The organism is Paenibacillus sepulcri (assembly GCF_042647105.1).
In the GTDB taxonomy this organism is placed as follows: Bacteria; Bacillota; Bacilli; order Paenibacillales; family Paenibacillaceae; genus Paenibacillus_Z; species Paenibacillus_Z sepulcri.
Genome location: NZ_JBHRUP010000001.1, coordinates 2,805,596 through 2,827,799 on the forward strand (window position 1 = coordinate 2,805,596; position 22,204 = coordinate 2,827,799).

Sequence of the window (22,204 nt, forward strand, 5' to 3'; positions counted from 1 at the left end):
CCTCCTTGCTGCCGCTGCACCATACTGCTGTTCAGCTTCTTCCGTATTTCTCGATTGCCCGCTTCAGCGCCGGATGCTTCAGCGCATACTCATTCAGTCCGATGCCCTGCACCGCCGCTTCCCAGCCAAGCTTCATGCTCTGGAATCCGGCTGCCGGACCATCGGGATGGGCCAGCATGCCTCCCCCGGCCAGATGCATCACATCAACGGACCGGATCGCTTCATAGGTTGCCGGAGCGCTGCCCGCCCACTGGGCAGAGGAGACGACAGGCATGGTCTCATAGCCGCCCAGAAGAGGGGCCGCGCAGGCTTGAATCGAACGGACAACCGACTCATTGCTCTCATAGAACTTGCTGTTCAATCCGTTGACGTGAAGATGATCGGCCCCGGCCAACCGGCACAGCTTCTGGAATGCTGTAAATTCCATCCCCAGAAGCGGCGAGCGGGTCATTAACCCCCACTGATTGCGGTGGCCATGGATCGGCACTTCACTGTAGCTGCTTAGATGCGCCAGGCCCGCAAGCCCGATACTCATGATGCTGACCATGACACAGCTGCCGCCTGCTTCCACCACGACCTCGTGGTGGCGGCGCATCTCCTCGATATCCCCGGTGATGTTAAAGGCATACATCAATTTGCGGCCCGTCTTGTCGGCAGCGCGTTCCACCGCTTCCATGACCGCCTTCACCTTCACTGCAAGCGGAGCATAGGGCGGATTGGCATTCAGCTCATCGTCCTTGATAAAATCCATCCCTGCCAAGGCCATGTCGCCGACAAGCTGCTGCAGGTCCTCCATGGCAAGGCCGATGCTCGGCTTCACAATCGTGCCGAGGATCGGCCTGTCATAGACGCCGGCAAGCCTGCGGGTTCCGGCTATGCCGAATTTCGGCCCCGGATAGCGGTCCGCGAACGCCTGCGGCAGCTCCAGATCCATCAGCCGCAGGCCGGACAGCTCCTGCAGCTCATACAGATTGCCCGCAACCGCCGACATCAGGTTGGGAATCGAAGGCCCGAAATTATGCAGCGGGAAGGATACGCTGATGAGGCCGCGATTATAACTGCCGTCATGTCCGGCAGGCAGCTTGGCCCCGGGCAGCGATGGCTGAGCGCTCTCGCCCTGCGGCTCTATACGCTCGATTCTTGCTCCATGCAGCTCCTTGAGCCGCGCGGTTTCTCCCGGCACTGCCGTGAATGTGCCTGTCGACTGCTCGCCTGCGATCACTTCGGCTGCCCGTTCCAGCGAATAAGGCGTCTCGACCAGATAGACTGCCGTGACACGGTCGCTGCTTACATGAAGTTCCTTCATACCCTCAGACATGGCGCTCTTCCTCATCCAACCGGTCAAGCACCTCTTTCACCTGCTGGACACCCAGGCGCGGGCTGGATAGCACCGGCTTGCCCGTAGCATCCGCGAGCGCCTTCTCCATTCTGGCCATCGAGCCCTGCGCCAGCACCAGCACATCGGCATCGTTGCAAACCCGAATGGCGGTCTCAAGCAAAATGCGGTCATGCTCCTCGGGCTGTCCCCCTACCAGAGCATCGAAGGCGCCCTCGGCCAGTCCGCTGATAAGCGTGACGGATCGGCCTGCGAGCTCCGCCTGCTTGCCGATCAGGCGAAGCGTCGGGTCCAGGGTGGAAGGCAGCGTCGCCAGCACTGCAATTCTGTCATAGAAAGCGGCGGCAGTTGCCGCCATCGACTCGTCGATTTTGACAATTGGCACTCCGATCAGCTTGCGGGCGTCATCCGCGATTTCACCGACGGATGAGCAGGTGTTCAGAATCACGTCCGCGCCCAGTTCTTCCCCGTTATGATAATACTGCACCAGCCTCCGGGCGACGCCGGGCGGGACATGTCCCGCCTTCACCACATCGCCGATCAGACTGTCGTCGATAATGTTAACCAGCCGGCAATCCGGCAGCATTTCCTTGAAAACCGCCTTCAGCGGCTCGGCCAGACCCTGGCCTGTATAAATAGCTACAACCGTTCTCATCCCTGTCGTTCCCCTCTCCTGATGCAGCGGATTTCCTGCTGCCCGAGTCCGCGCGTGAGGCAGACCTCCGGGCATAACCGGGTCCTGGCCTCTGCGGCTCATATTTGTTACTGTCCGGTCCAGAAAGCTTCTGAATTCAGTCGGTATTATCTCAGACGAATCGCCCCAAGCCTGTCGCATCGGGACAGAACACCTGTCGCAGCACCGGGCAATCCGTCCCATTGCAATGGATCATTGCTGCCAGTCTCATCGCATTGAACTATCCGTGACAGCCTCATTGCAATGGACCATTGCTGCCAGTCTCATCGCACTGGACTATCCGACGATTCCTCCATACCGCGGCGTCCCGGTCGGGCCGCATCGCCGGCATCTCCGTCAATAAGCGCCATTATCCTTTGACCAACACCCCTACCAGACAAACTCCCGCTCCAGTCGGCGGTAATCTCCCTCCTTCAGCGGCGCCTCATCGTATACCTTGCGGCCGCTGTAGAAGGGATGCTGGGTTCCCTTCGGCGAAATATTCACGACATCGTCGCCCCGCCAATGCGTCTCGAAGGTTTGGCCAATGGCGTTCTCAATCGTTGTGCGCGAAGACAGCGGGAACGTAACCGTAATCGTCTCGCCGGCCTGCGCGGCCCCCAGCGTTAGAAAATGCTCATTGACCCACATGCTGGAATCGCTGCCGCGGCCGCTGACTGCCTCGCTGCCTTCACGCTCGCGCACATAGCTCACCTTGGCATAACCTGCCCATTCCGGAATCCGTATCTGGAGCCGTGGAAGATCGCGGTGAATATGCAGTACAACCTTTCCCTCATGCGGCAAATAGCTGTCCACATCCAGCCATACCGAGCCGCGGTTCAAGAGAAAATTGACGCTGATTGCACCGTTCTTCTCGGTAATCGTATTGCTCCATCCCATAAACAAGCCGCGCGTTCCGGAGCCGAGGCAGCAAATTTGCAAGTCATTCGTATGCCCCCGGCCATGGCTCACATCGCAGCAGAAATCATTTGGCGCCGAATAGCCGGCGAACGCGCCGCGCGTACGCTGGGCGATATTATGATGCGTAAGCCATCCCGGAACATCGCCGGAACGATCGTCGGCTTCCTTCACCCAATCCATCTCCAGCAGCTGCGACTCGGTCAGGTGGTTGCGGATAAAACGCTCAACCGTTCCCCAATATTTGGTGTAGCCGCTCTTGGCGAGCGTGATGCCCGTTGCGATCAGATCGACCAGCGAGCAGGTCTCATGCTCATAGGCCTGCTCTTTCAGGTCCCCAGGGGTCCATCCAAAAGCCGTGCATTTGGTTAATGCCCATTCATAGCTTTTGTTGACCCAGCTGATCAGCGCGGCATCGCCGGTGAACACGCCAAATCGCGCGATGGCATCCAGCGTGCCAAGACGCGTATGAAAATGTCCGCTGCGATAGGCAAGCGCATCATTAAAGCTTCCGTCCTCGTTGAACACGCCGCTGCGCTGAACAATAAGCGCGGTAAAGTACTGGCACAGCTCAAAGGCATCCTGGTTGCCGGTCAGCTCATGATATTTCAGCAGGGGCATGACAAGCCTGCCGCAGAATGCCGCCGGATCGGGCGCAAGCCGCAGCAGCATGGCGTTTTTGGACGGCCAGCCCTCTTCCTTGTACTCGGATGCCGGATAGTACCACACATCCCGTTCCTTGATCGCGATGCGCTTCAGCGCCGCCACATGCTTATCCGCCACTTCCTTAACCTTGGGATCGCCTGTTTCCATGAACCAGGTGGTGAGGGACAAAATGACGGCTCGCTGATCGATAAGATTGGCATTGGGCTCCCAGCTTCGATTGGGATTCATCTGCCTGTAGCTGAGGCCGTCCTCATGGAAGAAAGAGAGAAAATTAGCGCGGTACTGCGCCTCCTGTTCTGTGCCGATCGTCTCGCCGGACATATGCCGGGCCAGAATAAATCCATCGATCATGCGGCCGTGGGAGGAACCGTAATCCCAATCCCCGTGTGTCAGGTTGGCAGGATCGGTCATTAGATTGGCGGCAAAAAAAGGTATACCGTTAAAGTCCTCGTCCGCCATTCCCATAATGGCATTCAGGGCATGGCCGGCGCGTTCCTCCAGCATCAGCGTATCCGGTATTTGGCGTGTTTTCATCATTGCTGCCTCCTTGTCGTTAATGTGAGCCCGAGTGGCGGTAATCGCCAATGGTTTTGCCCGTCTTCTTCTTGAAGATCTGGCTGAAATAGCGGTAATCCTCGTAGCCGACCAACTGTGCGATTTCATAGTTTTTGTAGCCGGGGATTTGCAGCAGCTCGATCGATTTGCGGATACGGGTATCCGTGAGATAGTCGACAAAATTGCTGCCTGTCGTTTTCTTGAACAGCCTGCTCAAATAATCCGGGTTCAGGTAGCGGCTCTCGGCAATCTGCTGCAGTGAAAGCGTCTGGTCATAATGGGTCTGAATCAGCCTCTCCACCTCGCGGACAATCTTCTCCCCCTGGTTGTCGCCCTGCTGCTCATAATAATGCAGTACCGCCGGTATAATCTCCCGGGTGAACACGGCTTTCACCGATGCGGCGTCATTGCGGTTAAGGAACAACTCGGACAACGCAAGCGAAAAGCTGCCGCACAGCTCAGCCAGGCTTTTCTCCGCCGTTTGCAGCTGCTTCTCAATGGAATGAATCAGAATGGATGCTCCCCGCTGCAGCTGCCCGACCGTCATTTCCGGTCCTGACAAGGCGGCGAAAAGCTTCTCGAATTCCTGCCGGGCGGCTTCTCCGTTGCCGATCTGCAGCGCGAGGAGAAAGCTCTGCTCCAGGTGATGCGGGTAAACGAAGGCTCCGGCGGCTGCGGTCTCCCGCGCCGGGAGCACAACGCCGCAATCGCCAAGCCTTTTGTCCGCCAGCGCTTTTCGCGCCTGCAGGTAAGCCTGCCGAAGCTGCTGCGGACGGTCCGCCTTCCCGCTGACGCCGAAGCTTACGCTGATTCCGCAGGCTTGCTTCAGCCTGCTCTGCACATCCGCAAGCAGCACAGACAGCTCCGGCTGAGACAGCCGGCCGGCGGCTATTGTGGCCACGAGCTCCCCGCTTCCTCCCGCAGACCGGGTCAGGGCAAAGGCCCACTGGCCGCCGAAGAAGAAAGCGCGCGATTGAGCAAGCTTTTCCTCCATACAGGCAAGAAGACGCTGCGGATCAGTGTTATCATCCGCATAGCGGTCCGGCTTGCCCACCCAAACGGCAAATTCCCCTTCCCTCCAGCAGGCGGGAATCCCCTCATCCGTCTCTTCCTCTCTGGCTTGCTCCTGTGCGGCTGTCGCATCCTCATGGAACAGCGCCTGCGACAGCCAGGTTTCAAGCTGCCCGTCCGTTGCCCTGCGCTGCATCTGCTCCTGCCGGTCAAGCTGCTCCAGCTGCGCCAGAGCCTTCTCCAGCACGCCAGCAAGCTCATCCTTCTTCACCGGCTTCAGCAAATAATCAAAGGCGTTGTGGCGGATCGCTTCCTTGGTATATTCAAAATCCGAATAGCCGCTGACCACGATCGTGAGCAGCCTGGGCAGGGCGCGGCTCAGCATGCCAAGCAGCTCTTTGCCGTCCAATCCCGGCATCCGCATATCCAGAAACAGGAGGTCAGGCGCAAGCTCAAGCGCCATCTGATAGGCATCCTCGCCATCGCCCGCCTCTCCGGCCAGTTCAAGACCCAGCCGCTCCCAAGGGATGGACTGGATCAGGCCCCGGCGAATCCAGCGTTCGTCATCCACAACCATTACACTGCGCATCTCCTGCTCCTCCCTTGGCGGCTAGCCTTTCAATGACCCGGCTGTCAGTCCGTCGATAATAAAACGCTGCAGCAGCAAATAAATAATCAGCACCGGCGCAACGACGATGACCATAAAAGCAAACACAATGCCCCAGTTCGTGCTGTATAAGGAGACAAAGTTGTATATTTGCAGGACGATCGTCCACTTGGTGCTGTCCGTTACGAGATAGAACGGCCCGAAGAAATCATTCCACACCGAGACCATGACCACGATGGTGACCGTGACCAGAATCGTTACCAGCAGCGGCAGGATGATTTGGAAATAAAGCCGGAAAAATCCGCAGCCCTCCAGGAGCGCCGCCTCATCCAATTCCCGGGGAATCGACTTCATGAAGCCGACCAAGAGAAACACAGAGAAGGGCAGCAGGACAGCCGTATAATACATAATGATGCTGAAATACGTGCCTTTGATATGCAAATCGCCCATCAGCTTGATGGTCGGGATGATCGATACCGGGACGATGAGGCCCATAATAAAAGCGTAATAGACGCCCTGCAGAAATCGGCTGTTGCGCCGCTGAATCACAAACGCCGCCATCGAAGCGCACAGGTTCACGCAGACAATGACGAGACCGGAGATCAGCACGCTGTTCTTGAAGCCCCGCAGAATATTCGCCTGGTCATAGACATCCGCATAGTTCTTAAACACCCATTTGCCCGGCAGGTTAAAGCCAAACAGCGCGGACTCGCGGATATCCTTGACCGAATTGATCAGAATCATAATAAAGGGAAGCAAAATAACAAGCGCCAGCAGGATGGCCACAACCTCAAGCGCGATCAGCCTTCCGCTTCTTTGCATCACAGTTCAACCTCCCTTTTCTTCATCGCCATCAGCACGGGAACACCGATCGCGGTTACGAGGACGAACAGCAGAAGATTAGCCGCCGTTGCCGATCCCAATTCACCGAGACTGAACATTCTGCGGATATACGTGTTGAATACCTCCGTCGAGTAGCCCGGACCGCCGTCCGTGAGCACCATCACCATCTCGAACACCTTCATGGAACCGATCAGCGACAGCAGCACATTCACCGTAAACGCAGGCGCCAGCAGCGGAAATACAATATGCCGGAAGCGGCTCCAGTAGTTGGCCCCGTCAATCGAGGCCGATTCGGTCAGATCCTTCGGAATAAACTGCAAACCGGCCAGATATACCACCATCGAGAACCCGGCAACTCGCCACAGATCGGTGGCAACAACGGAGAACAAGGCATATTTGGGATCATTAAGCCAATCCTGCATGAGGAAATCCAGGCCAACCGCATCCAGTATCTGATTGACGATCCCATGCTCCGGGTGGTAAATCGCGCGGAAAATATATCCGATAATAAGCGGCGCAATCACATACGGCATGAAAAATACCATCCGCAGCAGATTGCGCAAAGCCAGCTTCTCGTTCATGACAAGTGCCAGCGCGATGCCCAGCACATTCTGCAGCACCGTCACCGCAGCCGCAAAGATAAGCGTATTGAGCAGCGCCGTCTTCAGCCGGGGCTCATGAAACAGCGCCGCGTAGTTGTCAAAGCCGATGAACTTGATCGTATCCGCATTGATATTCCAATCGGTAAAGCTGTAATACACGCCTGACAGAGTAGGCACGATAAAGAAAATCAGAAAGATGACAAGCGCCGGATATACAAAATAAAGCGGGTATTTGCGTCTCTCCATGCCACCCCCTCCTTTGCTTTCATTAGGCTGAGGCCGACTTGGGCTTAAGCTTGCACAGCTGTCGGCCCTAGTCGCCTTCTGTTCCTTTTATGTTTGGGGGACGTTAATTTGCTCTAGGGTGAAGCTTATTCGAAGCCTGCCAGACGTTTGGCTTTGCCATCCTTCTGATAATTGTCGGAGAACTCATTGATCGCTGCGTCCACATCGCCGCTCAGGAAGAAATTTTGCAGCGTTTTGGCGAAATCCCCGAAGGAGGCCGTCAGACGGTTCTGTACATTCACCTTCGATTTTCCGTCATCGATGAACTTTTGCACCGTTTCCTGCACCGGGTACAAGACGCTTGTCGCATCCTTGAAGATCGGAATGCCCGGGTGGTTCGCATAGAACATATTGACGCTATCCTTCTCAATCATGAACTTCACCAGATCCACAGCCGCATCGTAATGCTTGGACTTCGTCGGAACCATCAGCTGGTTCGGAGGCGTAATCATTGCAGTGCCTTCATCCGTATCCGAAGGGAACGGGAAGAAGCCCAATTTGTCCGTAACGAACTCTTTGCCGAATTTCTTTTCCATTTGAGGCACAATGCCGTCAAGCATGAACGCCATCGCAACCTTGCCGTCGCCCATTTCATTCTGCAGCTCATCGTAAGTGCCAGCCATGACATTCTTCTGGAACAGATCCAGATCCTTCAATTCCTTCTGTTTCTCGAACAGCGTCTTCAGCTCGGGAATCTCATTCAGCTTAAGCGCATTGGCGTTCAGCTTGTTGACACCCTCGTCGCCAACGGCCGGATCTACATCCGACACCCAGCCTGTAAAATAAAAGACCTGCGACGGCCAGCCGTCTTTGACCCCTTCATAGAAAGGCGTAATGCCCGCCGCTTTGATTTTCTTGGCGATTTCAATCAGATCGGCGTAATTCTTCGGCGGCGCAACGCCCACTTTGGCAAAAACATCTTTATTGTAAAATACACCCATCATGCCGGTATTGCCGAAAGGAACGCCGTAAACCTTGCCATTCGTATCCGTCTGGAACTCCTTGATCGACTCGATAACGTTATCCCACACGCCCGCTTCGCCCGACCAGTCCTTCAAGGTCTCGTCAGCTCTGAGCTTGACATACTGCTTCGTTCCCGGCTGCATGAGAAACAGATCGGGGAAGTCGCCGGTGGAGAAGCGCGTCTTGATCAGGTTGTCATAATCGCCTCCGGGCAGGGCCTGCAGCTCCACCTTGTTGCCGGTCTTCTGCTCGTAAGCCTCGAAAATCTTCGTATACGGCACCGTATCCTCCGTATTGGAGATTACAAAGGACAGCGTAACCGGATCCTTCGCCTTCTCTCCTTCATCCGCTCCTGCCGCATTGTTTGCCGGTGCGTTGGAAGCGTTTGCCGAATTGCCATTGTTTTGCTGGTTGTTATTGCTGCTTCCGCAAGCGGCCAGCGACAAGACAACAAGGCAAATCGTCAATAATGCTGCTGCAGTCTTCATTTTTCTCAATTTGGACACCCTCTCGATAGTTGAGATCGCTTACATCCTCATTATAAGGAAGCGCTTTCCCCCGCCCTATCCACGATTTTGACCCAAAATGTTGAATATTCTTACTTTTGCCGGAGGCCTGCAGCTGTTTATTTCCCCGATGCCTCCGTCAAGCCTCGGGGAATAACAGAGTAATCGTTGTTCCTGTCCCCTTCCTGCTCTCGATCGAGAACTCGAAATGAGCGCCATAGCGGATCGCATATCTGGCATATACATTGCCGATTCCGATTCCTCCTTCAGCCGCCGAGGCTGTGAACGGCTCCTGATGAAGCGGGTGGCCCAGCCTGGTGCGAAGCTCGCCCAGCCGCTTCTCGGATATGCCGACTCCGTCGTCGCTGACCGTGAGGCGGAGCCGCTCCCCTGCAGCCGCTGCACAGATGCGGATGGTGCCTTTGCCCCGCTTGCGCTCGATGCCGTGGAAGACGGCGTTTTCCACCAGCGGCTGCAGGGTCATTTTCAGCAGGGGGAAACGGTATGCATCCTCTTCGATATCCAGCTCGTAAGCAATCTTGTCCTCGAAGCGGATGCCCTGGATTTTCATATAGGCGTCAATCTGCACCAGCTCCTCCTGGAGCGTGACGATTTCGTCGCCGGTTTTCGTGTTGTAGCGGAACATATCCGCGAGCGCCTGGGCCATCTCGCCGATATCATTGACTTTATAGTAATCGGACATGGCCCGAATGCTGTCCAGCGTGTTATACAGGAAGTGGGGATTGATCTGCGAATAGAGCATGGCCAGCTCCACTTCCTGAAGCTTGATCTGGTTCATGTATTTGGTTTCAATCAGATGCTGCAGCTCATCCTGCATCGCGTTGAAATTGCTGGCGATTCTGCCGATTTCGTCATTGCGCCCCACCTCCAGACGGATGGAGAAGTCCCCCCGCTTGATCCGGTTTACGGTTTTGTAGACGTTCAGGATCGGCCTTGTTATGCTGCGCCCGAACAGCAGCGAGATCAGAAAGGTAACGACAAATGCGATAATGGCGGTAGCGATAACGGTTGTCTTGATCCGGTTGAGCGGACCGGTAATGTCACTTCGCGGCATGACCAGCACGGCTTTCCAGTCCGAGTAGGCCGAACGGGTATACGAGACGAGCAGGTCGTCCTTGTCATTCTTCTTATACCAGAACTTCCCTGTATCATCGTTCATCCGGCTGAGAAGTGCGGTATCGGACTCATATTGCGAGCTGTCAGCCGAGGCGTACACGAGCTTGTTATTTTCATCCAGAATCAAAATGCTGCTGTGCGGCGAAAGCCCGTCATTCTGCCCGATACTGCTGAACAGATCAGCGGCATACTCCACACGGACCACAATGAACCGGTCGGGATTGGAGAAGTCACGAATGAGAATGGATGAAGAGTATGCGGTTTGCTTGGCGGCGCCCGGCGCGCTGTCTCCGACCTCTCCGCTGAAGAACACCTCTCCGTCCTTCATCACGGTGCGCAGATACCATTCCGAATTCCGCACCTGTGCGGCGCTTTCCGGCTTGAAATCATCCGAAGCTCCCATAAGCTCGCCCCCGCTGTAATAGATCTGGAAGCGGATGAAATCGCGGATCGGCGTAATGTTAAAGCTCTTGAGGAATAAATTGCCCAGCTCCTGGCGGAAAAGAAACTTGTTTTCCTCGCTCATTTCCCGGTAGGCGTTAATGCCGTCGATGTATTCCTGCGTGTAATAAGGAGCCAGCAATATATTGCGTTTGCTGTGAAAATCATTATCCATATTGTTCTCGATTTGGCGAATAATCTGCAGACTGGCCGACTCCACCCGCTCCGCCATCGTTTGATAGGAGATATAGAAGGACACCGCGCCTACCAGGGCAATACATAATAAAATGATGACAAAATAACTAAGCAGCAGGCGCGTGCGGAGCCGGGAAAAGAAGGGGCGGATTCGACCCGACAGCCACCGTTCCCGCTTTAGATTCAGCATGGGGGGAAGCCTCCTTCAAAAAAAGAAACCGCTGTCACAACAATCTGGAAGAACCGGCTGTCGCCGTCCTCTGAAACTTATACATTCCGAAAAAAACAGCCAGAGCCCAAACAGGCGGCGCAGCTTACGCTTGCGATCCTCTTTATAAGACTCTGGCTTGTTTCAAACTATTCTGCCTTAAATGCTGTTCAGCTCGCTTAAAAAAGTAAATTGTCCCGAGCCGATATGATATTCCGAGCCGGTTTCGGATTCGGCTACAAGCTCGCATCCAACCAGACTGTTGCTTACGGCATCCGGTCCGCGGTCTGCCGTTGCCAGTCCAAGCGCTTGTCCGCCAAGCGCCGGTGCGCCAATGGCATCGGGAGCGTCCACCAGACGGATATTGCGGCCCGGCACATGAACGGAAGCCGTTGTGTTGGCTGGTATCCGCACGGACAAGCGGAAATGCCCTTCCTCGTTCAAATGCCATTCTGTCGCAACTGTACCGTACAGGGATTCGTATTGGGCATTGACCCGGGTCAGCTTCCCGCCCGGCTGCGGACGTATGATCGTGTGGCGGAAGGCCGGCTTGCCGGGATCGGCTTCAATGCCTCCCATATACCGGAACATCCACTCGCCGACGGAGCCAAGCGAATAATGGTTGAACGAATTCATCCCCGGAGTCTGGAAGCCGTTCTCCTCCGTCCATCCGTCCCAGCGCTCCCAAATCGTCGTGGCGCCATGCTTGATGGAATACATCCAGGATGGAAAAGCCTCCTGCTGCAGCAGCGTATAGGCCGTATCCAGCTGTCCGTTATCCGTCAATGCCGGCAGCAGGTAACCGACTCCGAGGAAGCCCGTCGACAGACGGTCGCCGTTGCTCCGGATATTATCGACCAGATGGCGGACCGCCTTCTGCCGCAGCTCCTCCGTCAGCAGGCCAAACTGCAGCGCCAGCACGTATACCGTCTGCGTTTCGCCGTGAATGCGGCCTTCCTCATCAACGAATGCGCCGCGGAAGGCTTCGCCGATATCCGAGAAAAGCCCGCTGTAGCGTCTCTCGTCCCCGTGCTTGCCCAGCACGCCGGCAATGTTCGCAAGCAGTCTGGTACTATATGCGAAGTAAGCCGTAGCCAGCACCTCGTTCGGCGTGTCCGCCTTGATCGAGAGCCAATCGCCGTAATTCGCATAATCCGGCCGGATCAGTTTATCCGTGCTCTGGCGCAAATATTCCACCCAGCGCACCATGGCGTCATAGTGGGTTTCCAGAATGCGGACATCCCCGTACATCAGATAAAGCGTCCAGGGAATAACGACTCCGGCGTCTCCCCAACCGGCATTATCCGGCGCAAACCAGTTCAGGCGGGTATTCCACATTTTGTGGCGGATCCAGCCCGCATCCGGAGCGACATCCGTAAATGCGCCCGACGGCTGCTGGGAATCGATCATATCCCCGATAAACTTGGTGAAAAAGCGCGAGACATCCATATTGTACGAAGCCGTCCGGGCAAAAATCTGGGCATCGCCCGTCCAGCCCAGCCGCTCGTCGCGCTGCGGACAATCCGTCGGCACCGACAGGAAGTTGCCGCGCTGGCCCCAGGTAATATTGGAATATAATTTATTGATCATGGGGTCTGACGTCTCCAGACGTCCATTCTCCGGTGTATCGGAATGGATGACTTTCCCGATAATCGTATCTTCCCCAGGCTCTCCGGGATAACCGATCAGCTCTACATAGCGGAAGCCGTGAAAAGTAAAGTGCGGCTCATAACGCTCTTCGCCTTCTCCCTTGAGAATATAATGATCCTGCTGCACCGCCACGCGAAGGTTATCCAGATACAAGGTTCCATCCGGATTCAGCATCTCGGCATGGCTGAGCGTGATTTTCGTGCCCCGTTTGCCCTTCACCTTCACTTCTGTCCAGCCGACCATATTCTGACCCATATCATAAATGTAAGTACCGGCTGCCGTTTTGCAGATATCAACCGGCTTGATCGTCTTGGTGATCCGTATGGGAGGTTCTACAGCCGATACGAGCAGTCCATTGTAGCCGGAGCGCACATCCGGCTGCTCCCACATCGCATCGTTATACTCCGCATAGCTCCAGCCCTGCAGCTCCTGGCGGGCATCGTAGGTTTCACCCTTGATCATATCGGAGTAGGCAATGGGACCACTCGAGGTTTTCCAGGTGCCGTCCGTTGCGATGCTCTCCCGGGTGCCGTCCTCATATTCAATATTAATTTGCAGCAGGCCAAAAGGCCGCTCGCCGTAAACATGCTTGCCAAGAAAGCCAACCGTGCCGGCATACCAGCCGTCTCCGAGAATGACGCCTGCGGCATTGGGACCTTCCTCAAGCAGATGAGTGACGTCATAGGTCTGAACCTGAACGCGGGTATCGTAATCCGTCCAGCCCGGCGCGAACAGCGAGCTGACGCGCTCACCGTTGATGAACAGTTCGTATACGCCAAGCGCTGTCGCATAGGCGGATGCGCGGCGCACCTTGCCCCGCAGCGTAAAGGTTTTGCGCAAATAGGGCGAAGGCTGGAACTCCAGATCCGGCTGCGCTTTGCGGCCGATCCATTTGGCTTTCCAGGCATCACGCGACAGCAGGCCCATCGTCCAGAAGGAGATTACACTCCACTCTGAAGGCTGATCCTTGCCGTCCCAAACGCGGACCTTCCAGTAATAACGGCCTTCCTCCTGAAGCGGCTTGCCTTTGTAGACAATATGGATAGATTCGCTGGAGGCCACCTTGCCGCTGTCCCACATCGTACCCTGATCCTGATTCAGGCTATCTTCCGATTCGGCGACCAGCACCTGATAAGCGCTTTGAACCGTGGCATTCTGAGTGGCGGCTACGCGCCAGAAAAGGCGCGGCTCCAGAACATCAAGCCCAAGGGGGTTGATGGCATATTCCGTTTTGCAAACTGTAACCCGAATGGGCATAATAGAAAGTCCTCCTTAAGCGTTCAGCTTGTTGTATCGATGAAACAATTCCAGCTTGGCATACAGATCCTCAAGGGTGAAGCGGGCATCCACATAACGGTAGACACGAATGTCCCTGCCGCTATGGCCGAATTCATAACGCATATTCGGCAGGATATACGGTGCTTCACGCAGATCATATTCGAAGGCATGATCATCCAACAGCAGCGACACAGCAGGGGAATCGCCCAGCATCCATATCTCGCCTTTGGGCCAGGAGGGTTTGTCTCCCCACTTCATATTAAACTCTACCAGCTGCTGAAACAAATAAGCGCCCAATTCTCCATGCGGCATGACCTTCACGGCCAGCTCAGCCAGACTGACACGGATCATGGAATAAACATTTTTCGGCACCTGCCACAGCGGGATCGGCGATCGGAAAACCACATTGGCCGCCGCAATATCATTGCCCAAATTAAATTCATCCGATCCCTCGGGATAGACGCCCCCTCCAATCCACACCGCAGTCAGTCGCCCGGCAATCTGCGGCTCCTGGAGGTAGGCAGAGGCCATATCGGTCAGAGGGCCCAGAAAAATCACAAACAGCGGAGCGGGATCATCCTTCATTGCCTCCCGTATGATCAGCTCGGAGCCTTGGGAGGGAAGCGCTGTCACTTCATCCGGAAGAGCGGCTTCCGCCCCTTTGTACACGCCGACTTGCTGCTCCATTTGCATGATCTTCAGCATCTTCTGAATCTCCGCATAGGAATCCTCCATGGAGGTTGCGCTCCGGGTGCCGAAATGCGCGCCAATCAGGCCGGCAATCCGGAATCTCGGCGTCAGCAGCGCGTGGGCAATCGCGTATTGGTCATCGGCTTCATTGCAAGCATCGGTATTGACGATCAGGCGGATTTTCTTGGACTCCGGAACCTCGTACGGAAAGTTCATCATGATCCATTCCCCTCTTCACAATTCTGGCCTTCAATTGGAAAGTTCATAAGGACAGCTGTAACAAACATGTGTCTTAACAGTAGCAATACTTATGGAAAACCACGGAATAAAAAACATTGCTGCGCATGCGGGAGTTTCTTCCGAAATCCGCATGTGCTGCAAGCAGGTGAATAGCTTGTCACTTGTCGGTGATCGCTGTTGTCCCCAGATTTCCTTGAATGTATGAATCCTCTAATGGTGGAAATCCCGCGGACAAAGGCGAACACTTCGTTTCTCCAGAATGCTTCCTCCCGCTTCGCCTTTAATCATTGTAAAATCAACATGTTGGTAAATATCGACGTCCAGAACTTGGATGAGGGGTACTGTCTGCAATGACAGTACTCGCAAAGCTCAAATTGCTGCTCTAATAAGGAATATCCTTCTTATGTGCACCTCAGCCCTCGGGATATCCCGTGTAAGAAGAAAAAACCTTACTGCATCTGGCATATAGTGCTTGAAAGGTGCAAAAGGCTGCTCCAGCAAGGAAAATCCTCCCTGCAGCCACTGTACATCAGCAATCTTCACCGCAAGAAGTAAAAACCGTGTTGTGGCGAATACTCCCCACTATTATCCAAGCTTGCTCGCTTGAGTGGATACTCAAGCAGATCGGGATTTCATCCCGATCTGCGCTTACCCGACTTACCAGGCAAACAGCTGGCTTCGTATCGCATTCAAGAATACAAGCTAATAAATCGCTATTTTTCTCCACCACAGTGTGGTGCGCCGCCTTGGCTTGCTTCTTCGGCCGTCAGCACGCCAACTACTGCGGCGTTTCAACGTTTACCGGCCACTTACTCAGCCTCTAGAAGGCACTTCAACGTTCTAGCATGTTTTTGCGGCTGCCAGCATACCTCTTACTGCGGCAGTTCGCCGCTACGGCTTGTTTCTTCAGCTGCCAGCAGGCCAGCCAGTGGGGCGGCAGGCCGCTACGCGCTACGGTCTGCTTCTTCGGCTGCCAGCGCTCCAGCTGCTGAAGTCCGCTGCTACGGCTTGCTACTTCGGCTGCCAGCTGCCCAGTTACTGCGGTGCTGCACCGCTGCTACGGCCCGCCTCTTCGGCTGCGAGGACACCCGCTACTGCGGCGTTCCAGCCGCCCATCAGCTCCCGGCGCTTATCGGCTTCCATCCGCGGGCCAAAGATTTGATTTTGCCGATAGAAGCCGGCTATCTCATCGGAACCGGACCAGAACCCGAGAGCAAGGCCGCCCATATAGGCAGAGCCCAGAGCGGATAATTCCGCCGCCTCCGGAAGGGCGACAGGGGCATCCAGCAGATCCGCCTGAAGCTGCATCAAGAGACCGTTGGCAGTAGCGCCGCCATCCACACGCAGCTCGCTGAGCGGCATTCCCGTCTCCTCCTCAAGCAGCCGGACCGCGCCTGCAACCTGATACGCGATGCTCTCCAGAGCAGCCCTTAGAATATGCCGCCGGTCTGTCGAGCGGTTCATCCCCATAATCGCGGCCCTGGCATGCGGATTCCAATGCGGCGCCCCAAGCCCGACAAAAGCCGGCACCAGGTACACGCCGCCTGCCCCGTCTACAGAAGTGATGGCTTGCTCCAGCTCTTCAAAGGTCTGATAAAGCCCCATCTGGTCGCGGGCCCAGTTCAGGCAGTCGCCAGTTGAATGAATTACCGCTTCCAGCGCGTATTCAATGCTTCCGTTCAATCCCCAGGCAACAGCCAGTACCAGGCCTCTGCCCGGCATAATCGGCTGCGTGCCGATATGCATCAGGACAGATGTTCCTGTGCCATAGGTTCCCTTCGCCATTCCCGGCTTTGTACACTGCTGTCCGAACAACGCCGCCTGCGAGTCACCGATCACACCTGCAATAGGCATTTCTACTTCAAGCGGCAACAAAGCCGCATCGGCAATGAATCCATATCCGCTGTCACTCATACGCACCTCGGGCAGCATACCGAGCGGGATGCCGAACAACGCAGCCAGCTCAGCATCCCAGCTCAGCGTATGAATGTTGAACAACTGCGTGCGGCTCGCATTGGTATAATCCGTTGCGTGGACACGCCCTCCAGTCAGCTTCCAGATCAACCAGCTGTCCACCGTGCCGGCCAGCAGCCGTTCCTTCGGAACAGCAGGATCGGCATGCTCCAGCAGCCATCGCCATTTGCTGGCGGAGAAATACGGGTCCAGCGGCAGTCCCGTCTTGGCCTGCACAAGAGCTTCATGCCCTTCACGCTTCAAGCGGTCGCAGTAATCGGCCGTTCGCCGGCACTGCCAGACGACGGCATTGCCGACCGGGAGTCCACTCACACGGTCCCATATAAGCGCGGTTTCCCGCTGGTTGGTGATGGTGATGCCGGCGATCAGATGAAGCGGGACCCCCGCTTCCTCCACCACTCCCCGGATCGACGCTTTCACATTCTCATACAGCTCCAGCGGATCATGCTCCACCCAGCCTTCGCGCGGATAGATTTGCCTGTGAATCTTCGAGCAGCGGCCGACAATTCTTCCACCGCGATCCGTTACGATCGCCTTGGTCGCTGTTGTGCTCTGATCCACGGTCAGCAGGTACACGGGCTCTCCCGCCTGTTCATACTCAGCCGGACTAACCGTCATCCCTGGCTCACCATGGCCTGAACCATCTCCTGGGCGATCGATCTTACATTACCGGCACTGAGGCCATAGTGGTCAAAAATTTCCGACGTCTTGCCCGCAATCGCCGGTTCATCGGGAATTCCCAGAATCCGGACCGGAACGGGTCTGCTGCCCGCGGTTACTTCCGCAACGGCGGCACCGAGTCCGCCGAAGATGCTGTGCTCCTCCAGCGTAATAATGGCACCCGTCTCTGAAGCTGCCGCCACAATAGCCGCCTCATCGAGCGGTTTGATCGTGTGCATGTTGAGCACGCGTGCATGAATGCCGTCCTTCTCCAGCAGCGCAGCGGCATCCAGCGCAATGCGCACGGTTTCGCCTACGGCAATCAGCGTAATATCGCTGCCTGCCTTCATCTGCACGGCTTTGCCGAGCTGGAACTCATAATCGTCCGATTCATAAACATCCTCAACGGGGTTGCGCCCAATGCGCACATAAGCTCCGCCCTCATGGCCGGCTAATGCCCTGGTCATCGCTTTCGTCTCGTGACGGTCAGCCGGAACCACAACTGTGAGTCCAGGTATCGCCCGCATGACCGCGAAATCCTGCAGGGAATGATGGGACATGCCAAGCGCTCCGTAGCTGACGCCGCCGCTAATGCCGACAAGCTTGACGTTCGTGGCCGAATAAGCCACGTCAACCTTCACCTGCTCGATGCTTCTCATGCTGAGGAAACAGGCAGGCGAAGTAACGAAAGGCTTTTTGCCGCTGTGCGCGAGACCTGCCGCGATGCCGACAATATTTTGCTCGGCGATGCCTGTTTCCACAAACTGCTCGGGGAAGGCCTTGGCGAACGGCGCCATAGCGGCCGATCCGCGCGAATCGCTGGCCAGCACCATAATATCCCGATCCTCTTGGGCAAGCTCCAGCAGCGTTTCGCACATAATCTGCCGATTAGGAATGGTTTGCATGGGCTCCGCTCCTTTCTGTTTCCGGTGCCAGCGCGCCAAGCGCCGCCTCCAGCTCTTCAATAGCCAGCCGCAGCTGCTCGTCATTCGGCACATGGTGATGCCATTCCGGGCGGTTCTCGGCGAAGGAAATCCCTTTGCCTTTGACCGTGTTGAGAATTAGCATGGTTGGCTTGCCCTTCTCCTGCGGTGCTTGCGAAAGCGAACGCTGCAGCTGCCCGAAATCATGGCCGTCAATTTGCTCCACCCGCCAGCCGAAAGCTTCCCACTTGCTGTCCAGCGGATCCATCCCCATCACATCCTCCGTGCTGCCGCTAATCTGCAGACGGTTGCGGTCCACCATACCGATCAAATTATCCAGCCCGTAATGCGCGCCTGCCATAGCCGCCTCCCACACGGAGCCTTCCGCCTGCTCCCCGTCGCCCATCAGACAGAACACCCGGTAATCCCGCTGGTCCTTCTTTCCTGCCAGCGCCATGCCGACCGAGACGGATAAGCCATGCCCCAGCGCGCCGGTGTTCATCTCGATACCCGGCACTTTGTTGTTGGGATGCCCGATCAGCCGCGTGCCGAACTGGCAGTAGGTTTCAAGCTCTTCTTTTGGAAAATAGCCCAGATCGGCCAGTATGCACCACAATGATTCCACCGAGTGGCCCTTGCTGGCAATAAAACGGTCGCGGCCTTGCCATTTCGGATTCTTCGGATCATGCCGCATGACGCTGTAATAAAGCGTTGTCAGCACATCCGTGTTGCTGAGCGAGCCGCCTGTGTGCCCCATCTTGGCCCGATGGATGATGCGAAGCAGGTCCATGCGAATCTGCAGCGATTTGCGTTTGAGCTCCACTGTTGCTGTCATGTTTTAGACACTTCCTCTCAGCCACGCCCGGATTTGCGCTTCCGTCGGATCCACCGGATCAGGCGTCAGACCTGGAATATAATTGCATGCCTCATACAGAGGCGGGATAACGTTCGCATGAATGCCTACGGAATGATGAACATAAGGACCGGTAACCAGCTTCTCTTCCCACAGCGGCCAATCGTTGACTTCCACCCAGACATAGGATCCCCGTGTAAAAGGTCCCTGAATGCCGCGCGCCTTGCCCAGAAACAGCGAATATTCGCCATGGTCGCCGTCGAAGCGGGCAAGCGTCATATCGCCGCCGCGGATTTCGCCCTCATGGGTCCCCGGAGAATGATCGTCGAACAGAAAATGCTTGCGCAGCTTCGGTTTCTCCTCCACGGACAGCGAGACCGGGAAGTTGCCGCAGTGGAACAGCAGCTCGCCGTTGGCATTCTCCGGATGGCGGATCGTCAGATCGGCGAAAAAGGTCGGCGCCTCGTTCATCGCTGCGGATTGCACCATGATGGAGGTAATCGCACCATGAATATCCGTTTCGCAGGTAACCGGGATCTGTTCATCGGTGAGCAGCGCATTGGCCAGACACGGCATGATGCCGATCGCTTCCTGCAGAGAAGACCAGCACTGGATCGCGATCGCGCTGCTGCCGGTTTCGACGGCAAACTGCTTCATCGCCACCTTCAGCGCAGCCACGCGCCGCACATCATCATCAGTCACCTCGGTAATATCCATCCGGGAGCGGATGAAGTCCACAGCCTCCAGCATTTCGCTGCTGTTCTTCTTCTCCTGACGCTGCGCGGCTCTTGTGATATCCACCAGCGTAATGGGATGGATCTCGATGCCGAAGCGCTCCAGCAGCTCGCCTTCATTGACCATCATCGTCCAGAACGATGCGGGTCGCGGGGCAATCTGCAGAATCCGCAGCGAGCGGAAATGCCGGACCACGTTCGAGGCGGCGACGAAATTTTTGAAGCCCCGCTCAAATACCGGATCATCCACCCGGCTGTTGGTCACATAGGTGTAAGGGACATTGAAGCGGCGCAAAATCTTGCCTGTCGCGAACAGCCCGCACTGGGTATCGCGCAGACGCATGCCATCCTCCAGCGGAGCCTCGTCACGCGGTCCCCAGAGCAGCGCCGGCTTGCCAAGCGCCTTGGCCACACGGGCAACCGTATCCTCGGTCCCGAAATTGCAGTGCGGAAAAAATACCGCATCCACCTTCTCCTGACGGAACCGGTCGGTTATCAGATCGGCCCCGATATTATCGTTGTACAGAAGCCCTTCCTCATTCAGCCCCTCAAGATCGACAATCTCGATATCCATGCCGAAGGATTGTATTTTCTCGCGGATAAGCACCTTATACTTGAAGGCATCCTCGGCGCTAAACACGAAACGGCGGGTAGGCGCGTAACCCAGCTTTAATTTTTTCATTAATGGCGGTCTCCTTCTGCTTATGATGCCATGCAGTAACCTTGGCGCGGAGAAAGATTCATCTCCAGTAAACTTCAGAACATTACAAGTTACGAAATGCTCTCTGATGCATCCAATAACTTTTCTGCCTCAGATCCACTAAACAAAATTAAACAATCAAGAAAAATAACTAAATAATTTAACTGAACACAATCATCATTATTACTCCACAGATTTAACAAATCCACTTTCACTTTCTCCTCAAACTCATCCTATCACCGGTTTTTAGCTCCGTCAATACGATTATTTAGTAAATTCGATCATTTATTAAACTGCATAAACTAAACAACACGTAATTAGTTTAGTTCCATCTTGCAAAGTTGTCATAAAACGTTGTACACTAAACTCAACTAAATCTTCATAAACGAAAGCTTAATCAGGAATGGAGTAACCTGTTGTGAAAATGGAAGATATCGCCAAGCTGGCCCAGGTATCCAAATCCGCCGTTTCTCTCGCGCTCAGCGGCAAGCCCGGCATCGGTCCGGAGACCCGCGAGAGAATTCTTCAAATCGCCCGGGACCAAGGCTACACTCTCAAAGCAAAAAGCCAGCCGGCGGATCGAAGCGGCCGATCCCTGCTGTTCCTTGTATTTTCCAATTCCGGAATCGTCCTGGAGAAATATTACCAGCAGCCTTTCTTTCGGGAATTGATTCATTTTATCGAAGAGCGCTGCCGCCAGAAGGGATATTCGCTGGTATTTTCCTCTGTGGATATGGAATCCTTCGACAGCGATGTCCAGTCGATTGCGGATGAGAACCAGACCAGCGGCGTCATCCTGCTGGGTACGAATCTGGACCGTCACAGCGTAGAGAGTCTGGCGGACAAATGGCCGAATCTCGTTGTGCTCGATACCTGCTTCGAGACACTGCCTGTTCATTTTCTGGAAATCAACAATGTGATGGGCGCTTATCAGGCGGGAACTTACTTGTGCGACATCGGCCACCGCGAAATCGGTTATGTGGCTTCGGATGTGCGCATTCATAATTTTGATGCGCGCAGGCGGGGGTTTATGGCATCGCTGGCCGAGCGCGGGCTCAGTGTGGCGGAGGATCATACCTTCTATGTCGCGCCTACGATACTTTCTTCTCAGGAGGCAATGCGCAAGCAGCTGGAGGGTTATATTCAGGAGGGCGGCAAGCTGCCGACAGCCTTGTTCTGCGAATGCGATTATATTGCGATCAGCGCAATGAAGACGCTGACCGAGCTCGGCTTCCGGATTCCGGAGGATATCTCTGTGATCGGCTTTGACAACATTAGCGAGTCCGTTATTGTCACGCCGGAGCTGACGACCATTCATGTCGACAAGGAGCAGCTGGCCCGCATGGCTGTAGATCTGCTTATTGATTCCATTGACGGCATTCGCGGGGTCAAAATCAAGACGGCGGTGGATACAAAGTTCATTGAGCGGCTGTCCTGCAGTGCGCCGGCGGTTCTCTCGGAAGCCAAAGCCTAGAAAGGCCTCTGAACCAATAGACAGGCTGCGCATGCGAAACTTCTTGTCGAGACTCGCAAGTGTTACAAGCAGGTTTACCGCT

General features: G+C 55.5%; 15 protein-coding genes. 1 reads left to right on the forward strand and 14 read right to left on the reverse strand.

Annotated features, from left to right (window positions below):
* Positions 1–31: 31 nt before the first annotated feature.
* The 14 genes from ACFOLF_RS12700 to ACFOLF_RS12765 form a co-directional block, all read right to left on the reverse strand.
* The gene (locus tag ACFOLF_RS12700; RefSeq protein WP_379113599.1) at positions 32–1,318 is read right to left on the reverse strand and encodes a ribulose-bisphosphate carboxylase large subunit family protein; all 1,287 of its coding nucleotides are present in this window, start codon (positions 1,316–1,318) and stop codon (positions 32–34) included.
* Positions 1,311–2,171 carry an aspartate/glutamate racemase family protein gene (locus ACFOLF_RS12705; protein WP_379113597.1) on the reverse strand — a complete coding sequence of 287 codons (861 nt, stop codon included), beginning with the start codon at positions 2,169–2,171 and terminating at the stop codon, positions 1,311–1,313. The genes ACFOLF_RS12700 and ACFOLF_RS12705 overlap by 8 nt, the downstream gene beginning before the upstream one ends.
* Before the next feature lie 228 nt (positions 2,172–2,399).
* A complete protein-coding gene (locus tag ACFOLF_RS12710) occupies positions 2,400–4,130 on the reverse strand; it encodes a hypothetical protein (protein WP_379113595.1) in 1,731 nt (576 codons plus the stop codon).
* A gap of 16 nt (positions 4,131–4,146) precedes the next feature.
* The gene (locus ACFOLF_RS12715; RefSeq protein ID WP_210045214.1) at positions 4,147–5,748 is read right to left on the reverse strand and encodes a response regulator; all 1,602 of its coding nucleotides are present in this window, start codon (positions 5,746–5,748) and stop codon (positions 4,147–4,149) included.
* Positions 5,749–5,769: 21 nt separating this feature from the next.
* Complete coding sequence (locus ACFOLF_RS12720; RefSeq protein WP_210045215.1) at positions 5,770–6,588, reverse strand: carbohydrate ABC transporter permease; 819 nt, start codon at positions 6,586–6,588, stop codon at positions 5,770–5,772.
* Complete coding sequence (locus tag ACFOLF_RS12725) at positions 6,588–7,457, reverse strand: carbohydrate ABC transporter permease (RefSeq protein WP_210045216.1); 870 nt, start codon at positions 7,455–7,457, stop codon at positions 6,588–6,590. The genes ACFOLF_RS12720 and ACFOLF_RS12725 overlap by 1 nt, the downstream gene beginning before the upstream one ends.
* A 125-nt stretch (positions 7,458–7,582) precedes the next feature.
* Complete coding sequence (locus tag ACFOLF_RS12730; RefSeq protein ID WP_379113622.1) at positions 7,583–8,947, reverse strand: ABC transporter substrate-binding protein; 1,365 nt, start codon at positions 8,945–8,947, stop codon at positions 7,583–7,585.
* Positions 8,948–9,104: 157 nt separating this feature from the next.
* Positions 9,105–10,928, reverse strand: coding sequence for a sensor histidine kinase (locus ACFOLF_RS12735; protein ID WP_210045218.1), 1,824 nt, complete (start codon positions 10,926–10,928; stop codon positions 9,105–9,107).
* A gap of 177 nt (positions 10,929–11,105) precedes the next feature.
* The gene (locus ACFOLF_RS12740; protein ID WP_210045219.1) at positions 11,106–13,853 is read right to left on the reverse strand and encodes a family 78 glycoside hydrolase catalytic domain; all 2,748 of its coding nucleotides are present in this window, start codon (positions 13,851–13,853) and stop codon (positions 11,106–11,108) included.
* A gap of 15 nt (positions 13,854–13,868) precedes the next feature.
* Entirely contained in the window at positions 13,869–14,783 is a 915-nt protein-coding gene (locus ACFOLF_RS12745; protein WP_379113592.1) for a nucleoside hydrolase, read from the reverse strand.
* A gap of 1,056 nt (positions 14,784–15,839) precedes the next feature.
* A complete protein-coding gene (locus tag ACFOLF_RS12750) occupies positions 15,840–17,396 on the reverse strand; it encodes an FGGY family carbohydrate kinase (protein ID WP_210045220.1) in 1,557 nt (518 codons plus the stop codon).
* Complete coding sequence (locus tag ACFOLF_RS12755) at positions 17,393–18,343, reverse strand: transketolase family protein (RefSeq protein ID WP_210045221.1); 951 nt, start codon at positions 18,341–18,343, stop codon at positions 17,393–17,395. Before ACFOLF_RS12755 ends, ACFOLF_RS12750 begins: the two co-directional genes overlap by 4 nt.
* Positions 18,327–19,196, reverse strand: coding sequence for a transketolase (locus tag ACFOLF_RS12760; protein WP_210045222.1), 870 nt, complete (start codon positions 19,194–19,196; stop codon positions 18,327–18,329). The genes ACFOLF_RS12755 and ACFOLF_RS12760 overlap by 17 nt, the downstream gene beginning before the upstream one ends.
* 3 nt (positions 19,197–19,199) lie before the next feature.
* Complete coding sequence (locus tag ACFOLF_RS12765) at positions 19,200–20,630, reverse strand: L-fucose/L-arabinose isomerase family protein (protein ID WP_210045223.1); 1,431 nt, start codon at positions 20,628–20,630, stop codon at positions 19,200–19,202.
* A gap of 436 nt (positions 20,631–21,066) precedes the next feature.
* On the opposite strand from ACFOLF_RS12765, the gene ACFOLF_RS12770 reads away from it, so the two are divergent.
* Positions 21,067–22,122 carry a LacI family DNA-binding transcriptional regulator gene (locus ACFOLF_RS12770; RefSeq protein ID WP_210045224.1) on the forward strand — a complete coding sequence of 352 codons (1,056 nt, stop codon included), beginning with the start codon at positions 21,067–21,069 and terminating at the stop codon, positions 22,120–22,122.
* The last annotated feature ends 82 nt before the right edge of the window (positions 22,123–22,204 follow it).

Excerpts from the sequence above, each read along its gene's own strand:
- ACFOLF_RS12700 (WP_379113599.1), bottom strand. The coding sequence starts at position 1,318 with ATGTCTGAGGGTATGAAGGAACTTCATGTAAGCAGCGACCGTGTCACG.
- ACFOLF_RS12705 (WP_379113597.1), bottom strand. The coding sequence starts at position 2,171 with ATGCGACAGGCTTGGGGCGATTCGTCTGAGATAATACCGACTGAATTC.
- ACFOLF_RS12710 (WP_379113595.1), bottom strand. The coding sequence starts at position 4,130 with ATGATGAAAACACGCCAAATACCGGATACGCTGATGCTGGAGGAACGC.
- ACFOLF_RS12715 (WP_210045214.1), bottom strand. The coding sequence starts at position 5,748 with ATGCGCAGTGTAATGGTTGTGGATGACGAACGCTGGATTCGCCGGGGC.
- ACFOLF_RS12720 (WP_210045215.1), bottom strand. The coding sequence starts at position 6,588 with ATGCAAAGAAGCGGAAGGCTGATCGCGCTTGAGGTTGTGGCCATCCTG.
- ACFOLF_RS12725 (WP_210045216.1), bottom strand. The coding sequence starts at position 7,457 with ATGGAGAGACGCAAATACCCGCTTTATTTTGTATATCCGGCGCTTGTC.
- ACFOLF_RS12730 (WP_379113622.1), bottom strand. The coding sequence starts at position 8,947 with ATGAAGACTGCAGCAGCATTATTGACGATTTGCCTTGTTGTCTTGTCG.
- ACFOLF_RS12735 (WP_210045218.1), bottom strand. The coding sequence starts at position 10,928 with ATGCTGAATCTAAAGCGGGAACGGTGGCTGTCGGGTCGAATCCGCCCC.
- ACFOLF_RS12740 (WP_210045219.1), bottom strand. The coding sequence starts at position 13,853 with ATGCCCATTCGGGTTACAGTTTGCAAAACGGAATATGCCATCAACCCC.
- ACFOLF_RS12745 (WP_379113592.1), bottom strand. The coding sequence starts at position 14,783 with ATGATGAACTTTCCGTACGAGGTTCCGGAGTCCAAGAAAATCCGCCTG.
- ACFOLF_RS12750 (WP_210045220.1), bottom strand. The coding sequence starts at position 17,396 with ATGACGGTTAGTCCGGCTGAGTATGAACAGGCGGGAGAGCCCGTGTAC.
- ACFOLF_RS12755 (WP_210045221.1), bottom strand. The coding sequence starts at position 18,343 with ATGCAAACCATTCCTAATCGGCAGATTATGTGCGAAACGCTGCTGGAG.
- ACFOLF_RS12760 (WP_210045222.1), bottom strand. The coding sequence starts at position 19,196 with ATGACAGCAACAGTGGAGCTCAAACGCAAATCGCTGCAGATTCGCATG.
- ACFOLF_RS12765 (WP_210045223.1), bottom strand. The coding sequence starts at position 20,630 with ATGAAAAAATTAAAGCTGGGTTACGCGCCTACCCGCCGTTTCGTGTTT.